General features: G+C 30.6%; 10 protein-coding genes. All 10 read right to left on the minus strand.

What is annotated here, in order from left to right; all coding sequences use genetic code 11:
• Positions 1–134: 134 nt before the first annotated feature.
• Positions 135–1,358 (minus strand): phage major capsid protein, encoded by a 1,224-nt coding sequence (locus L988_RS11845; protein WP_081990341.1) that lies wholly within the window; start codon positions 1,356–1,358, stop codon positions 135–137.
• A gap of 9 nt (positions 1,359–1,367) precedes the next feature.
• Complete coding sequence (locus tag L988_RS11850; RefSeq protein ID WP_047384527.1) at positions 1,368–2,108, minus strand: head maturation protease, ClpP-related; 741 nt, start codon at positions 2,106–2,108, stop codon at positions 1,368–1,370.
• A complete protein-coding gene (locus L988_RS11855; RefSeq protein WP_047384529.1) occupies positions 2,109–3,377 on the minus strand; it encodes a phage portal protein in 1,269 nt (422 codons plus the stop codon). It lies immediately after the preceding gene.
• Entirely contained in the window at positions 3,377–5,086 is a 1,710-nt protein-coding gene (locus L988_RS11860; RefSeq protein WP_047384531.1) for a terminase large subunit, read from the minus strand. Before L988_RS11860 ends, L988_RS11855 begins: the two co-directional genes overlap by 1 nt.
• Positions 5,086–5,541: a P27 family phage terminase small subunit gene (locus tag L988_RS11865; protein WP_047384533.1), complete on the minus strand. Its 456-nt coding sequence runs from the start codon at positions 5,539–5,541 to the stop codon at positions 5,086–5,088. Before L988_RS11865 ends, L988_RS11860 begins: the two co-directional genes overlap by 1 nt.
• Positions 5,542–5,633: 92 nt before the next feature.
• The gene (locus tag L988_RS11870) at positions 5,634–6,065 is read right to left on the minus strand and encodes a hypothetical protein (protein WP_047384535.1); all 432 of its coding nucleotides are present in this window, start codon (positions 6,063–6,065) and stop codon (positions 5,634–5,636) included.
• Positions 6,058–6,636, minus strand: a complete 579-nt coding sequence (locus L988_RS11875; protein WP_047384536.1) for a hypothetical protein — start codon at positions 6,634–6,636, stop codon at positions 6,058–6,060. The genes L988_RS11870 and L988_RS11875 overlap by 8 nt, the downstream gene beginning before the upstream one ends.
• 177 nt (positions 6,637–6,813) lie before the next feature.
• A complete protein-coding gene (locus L988_RS11880) occupies positions 6,814–7,896 on the minus strand; it encodes a hypothetical protein (RefSeq protein ID WP_156111965.1) in 1,083 nt (360 codons plus the stop codon).
• A gap of 72 nt (positions 7,897–7,968) precedes the next feature.
• Positions 7,969–9,228 carry a site-specific DNA-methyltransferase gene (locus tag L988_RS11885; protein WP_047384540.1) on the minus strand — a complete coding sequence of 420 codons (1,260 nt, stop codon included), beginning with the start codon at positions 9,226–9,228 and terminating at the stop codon, positions 7,969–7,971.
• A gap of 8 nt (positions 9,229–9,236) precedes the next feature.
• Complete coding sequence (locus L988_RS13500) at positions 9,237–9,584, minus strand: N-acetylmuramoyl-L-alanine amidase (RefSeq protein WP_081990342.1); 348 nt, start codon at positions 9,582–9,584, stop codon at positions 9,237–9,239.
• Positions 9,585–9,613 lie beyond the last annotated feature (29 nt).

Below are 9,613 nucleotides of genomic sequence, written 5' to 3' on the forward strand. Positions count from 1 at the left end.
CGCTTATTCTAAGCTACTTTTAACATGTCGTAACTTTTCATTACGAAACGTGTCGCACCAATAAAATTATCTTCATCCTCTTCATCTATTCTTAGGTATTCCTTAGCTCTAGCTTTATCAACCATATGAGCCTCCTATTTTTCATTTTCCTCATCTTTATTCTCAACACTTTCTTTAAAACTCATTGATGCTACTCCTGATATTGGTATTTCCCCATACACAACTGCTGATGAATCAAATTTCTTAACATCCAATCTCATAATAGCTCTCATATCAATTCTATTTTTCTTGAAAGCATCTCCACCAACATCAGTAGATTTTAATTCAATAGTTTCTCTATCAAATAACACAATTGCATCTGTTAATGATCCAATTATTAAAGGAGCCTTTTTATCAGTTGTTCCTACTGAAGCTAAAATTCTATTTGATAGCACAATAATTTCTCTTCCATTTAATAATTTTTTAGTTGGAGCTTTCGGGTCCTTTTCTAATAAATAATTCCCTTGAGAATCTTTAAGTTTATTTAGATAGTTAAAACCATCTTGGTTAGTTACTACTTTAGCTATTGCTGAAATAGATGGGTCTAATTTTACATCCATAACATCTTTAACATCATCAATTGTTGAAATTAAAATTTTACTTAATGTATTTAAAACTGAAATTATTAAAGTGTTTTCTGTTGCTACAGCCTTTTTAGCTAACCATCTATTTAAATACCCTCTTAAATTTGCTGTTTGGTCTTGTAATAAAGTTCTTGGAATTGGTAAAATACCTCCATAGTTTTCTATTTTATATGTTACTGGTACAAATTTAGGTGCTGTAGTTTCTTTAATTCCATCCTCATCTGTTTCAGTAAACTTTTCAAGCGGTGTATGTTCTGCATCTTTTTCTAATACTCTCGATCCAGTTAAAGTTCTAACAGATTCAACTGTTACTAAATTTCTTAAAGGAGTAAATGTTCTTTTTAGTTCATTAATCTCAGTTTGCTGGTCTACTGGAATTAAACATCCTCCATCTTCACCTATTCCAGAACTTAAATTTCTAGCTTCCAGAATCTCTCTATCTTCATTTGAAGCTCTTCCTCTTAGAGAATTATAGAACGCTTCACCATATCTTGCTTCAGGTTCTACATCTTCACCATCTAAATTTCCTCTTGGTAGCTGTTGACCACTTCTATTTTCAGGTTCTGTTTGTGGATTATCCAATTCTTTTTGTAAATTAATCTTAGCTTGAAGCTCTGATATCTTATTTGTAACTTCTTTTATTTCTGCTTCTGTCACTCCAACCTTCTCTATAATATTCTTTGCTTCAGCTTTTAAGTTAAACATCTCTTGTTGCATTTGTTGTAATTTTGTCATTACGACCTCCTATAAGTTTATTAATAAATTTAATTTTGCTTTTGCTAACTCTATTTCGGAACTTCCGAAATCCTTTTGAATATCTGTTTCCTTTTCATCTTTAGCTTTTATATTATTCATTAAAAGATTTTGAGGAATTTTATAGTTCTTACACAACTCTCCATCTAAAAAAGCTGCTATATCAACAGCTTCTGTTGAAGTAACATTAAAATAATCTTGAGCTGTAAAACCATCAAACCAAGTCTCTGCTTTCATAAGTTCTAAGAACTCATCAAATGTTTTTCCATCTTTAGCTTTTGTCATATATGCATTCGCTATTGTGGTATCAAACCTCTCGTACAAATCCGCTTGTTCTCTTAAATCGTCAGCATTACCTATTGCTAATCCCCAAGCTTTATGAATCATTAAATAGGCATTTTCAGGAACTATAATCTCATCTCCTGCCATTGCTATTACTGAAGCTATTGATGCAGCATACCCTTCTACAAAAACTCTTTTATGCCCTTTATGTCTTGCTAACATATTGTATATAGCAATTCCAGCAAAGACACTTCCACCAGGAGAATTGATATAAATATCTAAAGCATCACCTTCTCCAATTTCACTCAATAGATTATTTACATCGGATGGTATAACATCACTATTTGACCACCTACTTGATGCAATCTCTCCAAAAATAATTAATTCCGCTACATTTTCAGCTTTATTTTTAACTTCCAACTTTCCTTTGTCTAAATTCAATACTGGCATTTATTCACCCCCTCCTTTATTGTTATATTGACTTCCTATATTATTTAAATTTATTGTAGAGCCATTTCCTAACAAAGTATCTCCGCCATCTATATATGGAAGATTTAAGTCTTCTCTTACTTCATTTGGTGTCATAGCAAAATTAGTTAGATATTTACTATAAACTTCCGCTTGGGTTTTATTGTCCATTTTAAATAAAATTTTCTCATTAATTTCTAATCTAAATCCTTTTTTTAGATCGCTCTCAGTCAAAATCTTATAACTTATCTCTTGTTCATACGCTTTAAATAATGGTTGCAAGCTATTTACATAGAAATCAACTTGCTGAGTTTCTGAATTTGAATAGCTAGACTTTGTGTAATCATTAATTATATTTGGCTTTATTCCAAATGCTGCTGCTAACTGTAATGCTGAAACTCTATTGTTTTCAAAAAACTGTGCATCTGCTAGTTTCATGTCTAATAGTTGTGCTTGGAATCCTGCTGGTACAGGAATAAACTTTCCTGATCCTTGTGTTGCTGAATACCTTTCAAGCTTTGCTGCAATTTTTTGCTCATTACTTTTATTCAACTCTCCTGGATAATGAACTAAAACTTTAGAGCCAAACATATTACTTTTATAAAGCTTATTTAAAAATCCAACCGAATTTTTCCCACTACTTATTTGAGTTTTTAAAATATCTCTTGTTGCAACTCCTGAAAGTCCATCAAAACTTACATGAGTTTTCAAATGGATAATCTCATTCATTTCAAAGCTATATCTTTTTCCTGTTCGGCTATCTGTCCAAATATACCAAATACTATTTAGCCTTCCAAAAACACCTTTATTATCTATCCAAATCTTAACTTGAGCACTTGGAAGCAACCAAAGATGCTTTGGAAATCCATTTCTATCAGCTTCTATATAGATATAAGCATTACCATGATGGAGTTTATTAATTTCTACAGTTCCCCAAAATGTAGCAGCAGTCATATATGGATTAGGTCTTAAATTTAAAAGTCTATCAATATTAGAATCCAGAACTTTTTCTTTACCTTTTTTTATTGTTAAAGCTCTAAGTTCCCACGGCATTTTAGACATTGTTTCTGATAAATGTTTTAAACATATATAATAAATAGTTTCCGACAAATCACTGCTCCTATCAATGCTTTCAACATCTATTCCATAGCTATGAAAAAAATCTCCTACCTCTTCTAAAGATAGCCCTTCTTCTTTTTCATTTGATTTCTCTGACTTTACTATATTTTTTATTTTGTCTATTATTTTCATTACTCACCTCCACCATATAACTTCTCTAGAATTTCATCAGAAACTAATTCATTAACATCAAATTCAAACTCATGATACATTGCCAATTTATATCCACATAAAAGAGCATCAATTGGGTCAATCCTTCTAATCGAAGCATCCTTATCTATTTTTATAAGTCCATTATTTTGCCTTATAACCGTATTTCCCATTGCATAGTTTAAAAGTGGGTTTGGTAAATAGTAAACATTCTCTGAATAAACCTGTTCTCTAAAACCTGCTGTACTTTCATTTAAAGATTTATGCGATTGATAAACCTCTGTTACTTCATATCCTTGAATATCCAAATCCATCATTAGTTTTGAAGCATTAGCTGGGTCAAAACAAAGATGTCTTATCTCCCAATTGTTTTCTTCACAAATTTTTAATACATAATCCATTACATAGCTTTGGTCAACTATTGGAGTATTTGTTACACTTAAAAATCCCCTCTCCTCCCAGCTATCATAAGGAACTTTATCTATCAATTTTCTTTCCATTAACTTTTCTCTATTTGGAATAAAAGAATGACTAAATATTATATACTTTGCAATCCCTTCAACCATTATAGGTATTACGAAGGCTACACTTGTTAAGTCAATTTTTGCTGACATATCAAATCCCACATATACAGGTCTATTAGTTATATCAAACGGAAGAGTTCTTACTTCGCATCTTTTCCACTTCTCCATATCCATATAACCTAAATCTTTAGCTTGAACCCAAATATTACAAATTTTAGTTTTAAATGAAATCATCTTTTCAGGAACACTTTTAGCTACTTCATAATCTGATGCTATTTTCTGTATACCTTCTTTATAGGTCGCTCTAAGTGGATTGGCTTTTTGCCATGTTTTTAAATCTCCTATATCATCATCTTTATCAGCTTCACAAATATCTACAAAATACTCATTGTTCTCTATGTCTATATTTGGATTTAGTAGCTCAGAGCAATATTTGTATTCTTCTGTATAACAAGGAACATTTAAATCTATTCCTGCTGTTGTTATTATCAATAATAAAGACTCTTTAGAGTTACTTCCTAATGCTAGGTCATAAAACTCTGTTGTTGTATGTTGATGATACTCATCAAGAACAAGTGCTGCTGGATTGGTTCCATCTCCTGTTTTTCCATCTTGTTTTGATAATGGTTTTAAAAATGAGGTCGTTTTTATATGAACTATTTTATCCCTTGTTAACTTAAACTTTGGTGCTAAAGAACTTCCTGTAAGCATATTTTGACATTCAGAAAATAAGAGTTTCGATTGCTCTCTTTTAGTTCCTGCACAAAATGTTTCTGCTATCTCTCCATTTCTTGTTGCCACTACAGATATTTCATAGAGCATACATCCCGCTTGCATCTGAGTTTTAGCATTCTTTCTTCCAACCTCTATAAAAGCTTTTTTATATCTCCTATATCCATCTTCTCTTTTCCAAGCATATATTTGACAAACTATAAACTTTTGCCAATCAGTTAATACTATTGGAGTTCCTGCTAAAACCCCTTTTGAATGTCTAAGGTATGTAAACCACTTAACTATCCTTACAGCTTCCTCTTCATCCCAATAAAACTTTTTCTCTTCAACATCTTTTAAAAATCTTTTACAAGCCCATATGTGTTTTTCACCACTTGGTATTATTCCTTCAATACATTCGTTGGAGTACCTTATCAGCTCCTCTTTAATACTCATTAAACATCTCCAAACTCATCACCTAATGTTTTATCTATTCTAGCTACTATTCCAGAACCAGCTTTTAATCTTGATTCCATTGTTAATCCTAATAAAGAACCATATTTTTTCATCTCATCTGAATATTTAAGTTCTAAGCTTACAAGTGGATTTACATCTTCTACAATCATCACATCAGTCTTTAGATTAGTTACAATTGAAACATATCTAGCAAAGGCATTGCAGTAACCTCCTAAGCTGTTATAATCTAAATTACTAATCATAGATTTTTTATTAAATTGCTCTACAAGTCTAATCCATTCATTAATTGCAATTTGATTTACTAGCCAATCTGGAGGATGTTCCAGTTGCTCATTTCCAACAAATACAGATTCTTGTTCTAGCTGTTTTCTTTTTATCTCTTCCTGAGTTAAATGTTTTGTTTGTGCTTCAAGTGACTTTCTAATTTTTGACACCTCCAGTTTTTATTTTCTTAATTTTTTCTCAAAGGGAATTTTGCGAAAAGAAAGGAGAGGATGCGGTATCGGCTCGCTTCTCAAAAACTTTTTCATATACCCCCGCCTCCATACTCAACTTCCCATATTTTTATAAACTCTTTTATCTCTTTAATTGTTTCAACTTGATCTGTTTCATATAACTTATGTATCTCTCTATGAGCTTCATCACTTAAATAAACAAGATTTGTAAGCACTAACCCTTTTGATTTATCCTCTGATAATGGAACTATGTGATGAACTAAACTTCCTTTTCTAACTCTTTTATGTTTATATAAGCTCCAAAGACACAATTCGCTAAATTTATTCCTACAGCTTTCTCTTAATCTCTTCCATTCTTTACTGTTATAAAAGTCTTGATTCTCTCTTTGACATCTATCATATATCCTATTTGATTCAGCTCTTATCTTCTTAGTACAACCATTTGGACACTCTTTTAAACTATATGAATATACCTTTTTACATCTAGGACATATCCTATTCATCTATAACAACTCCATAAGCTTTCGCTTTTCTCTCTTTTGTTTTTAACTCTATCTTTTTTAATTTTAAATCTATTGACTCAGAGTCTAGCTTTATCTCTCTTTCTTTTTCATCAGCTAATATCTCATCTTTATAGGCTTGATATCTTGCTAACTTAATCTTATAATCAAGCTCTTCCTCTGGATTCATTATTGAATACAACTCTTTAGCAAATTGATAACCATCTCTATGAGTTGCTATTCTAGTTCTTAGAGCATCTTCTCTGCCTTTATTTGTTGGTCTTTCCTTTTTTCTCTCTAACTCAATTAGATAAGCTAAAGTTGATTTATGAAGATTCTTATAATGACCTTTTATCTCCTCTTTCTCTTCTAAATGCTGCTCTATATCATTTTGTACCTCTTGTAAGTAAAGTAATGTTGAATTAATTCCCTTCTGCCATTTCTCTTTACTGGACAAGTTTCTCAATGTGCCATAAGACAATCTAAACTCATAAGCTAACTCTTTTAAATCTTCTCCTGCTTCAAATCTTTTTCTTATCTCTTTCTTAATTGCATTAGAAACTTTATTTATCACTATGACACACCTCCTATTCAAAGAATAAATTAAGTAATAAAAATGTCATTTATAACGGCTATTAGTTAATAAGGAAAAATCGCTCTGATTTCTCTAAGTAATATCATTTATAACCTATCTATTTATAAAGTGTTTCAGCCTATTTTTAAGCCTCGAAAGTTTAACCACTATTTGAAATTAGTGGTTAAAAATAAATTCCATCAAATAATTTAATTTTTCTAAATTATTACGATTGGAATAGTTCTTCAATATTGTTTTTGTCTCTCTAGTTTTATGTGCTTTGTCATGTTTATCAACAAGCTCTATTAAAAGAGTATAATCAAATATCCAGCATGATTCTTCTAAATATCTATAAACTCCTCTTTTCTCTTTTTTACCCAATTCTTTTCCAAATCTATTAGCTTTTTTAAAAGCTAGGAACTCTTTTTCTAAATTAGTCTTTATAACATTTTCTAAATGTCTTATTCCCTCTTCTAAGAGCTTCCTCTTAGTATTCTCTATAAAGATTCCATCTATAAGCTCAAAGCTGTTTAAAATAGAATTTAGACTATTATCCTTTTCATTTTTATTTGCATAATATGAAAAAGTTCTATTTAGAAACTTCCACTCTAATCTTGTTATATCTAATTCTAAATCTAGTTTTTTAGATTCTTCTGTTTTGTCATAAACAGTAACCAAAGTAGAACCGTAATTTCCTAGAAGAGTTTCATCTTGAAACATCAATCTATAGCTTTTATTTCTAGTGCATCTACTTATCTTTTTAAAGTGTGGCACTGATATGAATAATAGTTTAAAAGCTTCTTCAACTTCTAAAAAAGATTTATTAAAATTCAAATTTATCTCAACATCTTTAATTTTCGCTTCAGCTAAATTTATCTCTATGCCTTTCTCAGAAAGTTCTTTAATTAGTATTAAAAGAGCTGATTTCAGCTCTATCTCCCTTGAGTTATAAATATTATGGCCATTTAAAATTTTATTTGGATTAAATCTCAAGTTTTTAAAATGTGTTTCCTTCCCACTGCTATATAACCTTGTAGTACTATCTAAAGTGTAACTTGGCTCATCTAAACAAAATTTTTCTTGGTAATACTCCTCTGTTACTTGTTCTGTTATATAAAGATTGCTGTTATAACTAATTTCAAAGTTATATAGTGTTAACCAATCTATACCTATTCTAAATATCTTACTGGCATCTAAATTCACATTTATATACCTCCATTCTGCCAACCCCTTTCCCGAACCTTCCTGTAGTTTACACATTGGTTCATCCATATTTTGTTACTAACTAAAATGCACCAACTACTTGATACACTTTAATCAGCAACCTATTTTTTATAGGTTACTAATAATCTCAGAATAAGAAATCTCTTTCCCATCTCTTATTAAAATCACGTCTTCTTTTCCTAAGTTTATATATCTTTTTACGATTACATCTACATATCTTGGGTCTAACTCCAATGATCTATTTTTTCTTTCTAACTGATCACAAGCCATCATAGTTGACCCTGAACCTCCAAATAAATCTAAAACTACATCTCCTCTTTTAGAACTATTCATAATTGCTCTTCCAGGAATTTCTACTGGTTTAGTTGTAGGATGAAGCTCTGATTTTTTAGGTCTTGGAATATCCCAAACATCACATTGTTTTCTATCTTCCAACGGATGAAGTCTTGGTGCTCCTTCTAACCATCCATACCAGATAGGTTCATATTTTGTATGATAATCTTTCCTTGAAAGAACTAAGGAATCTTTATTCCAAATAATTGTTGATGACCAATGATAATTATTCTGAGCTAAAGTTAACATCATGTTCCCCCACTCTTGTGCTGACATAACAACATAAGTTGGACAACCTTTCTTTGAGAACTCAGCCATTCTTGAAAATACATCAAACATAAATTTCTTAAAGTCCTCTGTAGGCATAAAATCATTTAGTATTGTTCTTTGCTTATATCCTTGAGGATTATCCTCTTTTACTCCTCCATAATTTACATTCCAAGGTGGGTCTGTAAATACTAAATCAGCTTTATCTGTTAGCATTACCTTTGTTACATCTTCAACTTTTGTACTATCTCCACAAAGTAATCTATGACTTCCTAACATATATAAATCTCCAAGTTTACTGTATGGTTCTTTTTCTAAATCTACTTCTGGTGGTTCATCTTCTTTAAACTCATCAATTTCAACTTCTAAACTTCCAATATTTAAATCTTTTAGTTCTTCTATTTCAAAACCAGTTAAAGATAAATCTTTTTCATTAATTTCTATCTCTTTTAACTCCAGCTTTAACTTTTCTAAATTAAAGCCAGTATTCATAGTTAATTTATTGTGAGCTATTATATATTGTTTTTTCTGTACCTCACTTAAGTGATCTAATCTTATTACCTCTACTTCTTCAACTCCTAATTGCTGGAGTGCAATATATCTTCCATGACCTTCTATAATCACATTGTTTTCATCTACTGCTATTGGGTCATTAAAACCAAATTCTTTTATACTCCCTTTTATTTGGTCTATCTGTTCTTGAGGATGCTCTTTAGCATTATTTATATATGGTGTTATTTCACTTAGTTTTAATTTTTCTATTTTCATATGACCTCTCAAAGCTCATTTTTATCTACATACTCTAATATCTCAATTATTGCATTTGAAACTTTTTCAATAGATTTCTCTAGATAATCTTTATTCTTAATATTATCTAAAAAGAATGGTTCTATTAGTATTGCTACTGGTTTAGTTTTATTAAGAATTGAACCTCCTCTATTTTCTGGTTTAGTTGGTTTTATTCCTCTATCTGGTAGTCCTAAATGCTTAGTTAAAATGTCTTGAGCTACTGAAGCTAATTTTCTTCCTTTTGATGATGTATGAGCATATAGAACCTCTGTTCCTTGTGCTTTTTTATCATAAGCATTAAAGTGGCTGTTTATGGTAATATAAAAAGACAGCAGAAATGCAACTTAAAAAAGCAACACTTAAC

The sequence above is a fragment of the Cetobacterium sp. ZWU0022 genome (assembly GCF_000800875.1).
GTDB lineage: Bacteria > Fusobacteriota > Fusobacteriia > Fusobacteriales > Fusobacteriaceae > Cetobacterium_A.

What these genes read in the sequence shown, in the direction of transcription:
- L988_RS11845 (WP_081990341.1), bottom strand. Translation starts at nt 1,358, where the DNA reads ATGACAAAATTACAACAAATGCAACAAGAGATGTTTAACTTAAAAGCT.
- L988_RS11870 (WP_047384535.1), bottom strand. Translation starts at nt 6,065, where the DNA reads ATGAATAGGATATGTCCTAGATGTAAAAAGGTATATTCATATAGTTTA.
- L988_RS11885 (WP_047384540.1), bottom strand. Translation starts at nt 9,228, where the DNA reads ATGAAAATAGAAAAATTAAAACTAAGTGAAATAACACCATATATAAAT.
- L988_RS11880 (WP_156111965.1), bottom strand. Translation starts at nt 7,896, where the DNA reads ATGTGTAAACTACAGGAAGGTTCGGGAAAGGGGTTGGCAGAATGGAGG.
- L988_RS11850 (WP_047384527.1), bottom strand. Translation starts at nt 2,108, where the DNA reads ATGCCAGTATTGAATTTAGACAAAGGAAAGTTGGAAGTTAAAAATAAA.
- L988_RS11860 (WP_047384531.1), bottom strand. Translation starts at nt 5,086, where the DNA reads ATGAGTATTAAAGAGGAGCTGATAAGGTACTCCAACGAATGTATTGAA.
- L988_RS11855 (WP_047384529.1), bottom strand. Translation starts at nt 3,377, where the DNA reads ATGAAAATAATAGACAAAATAAAAAATATAGTAAAGTCAGAGAAATCA.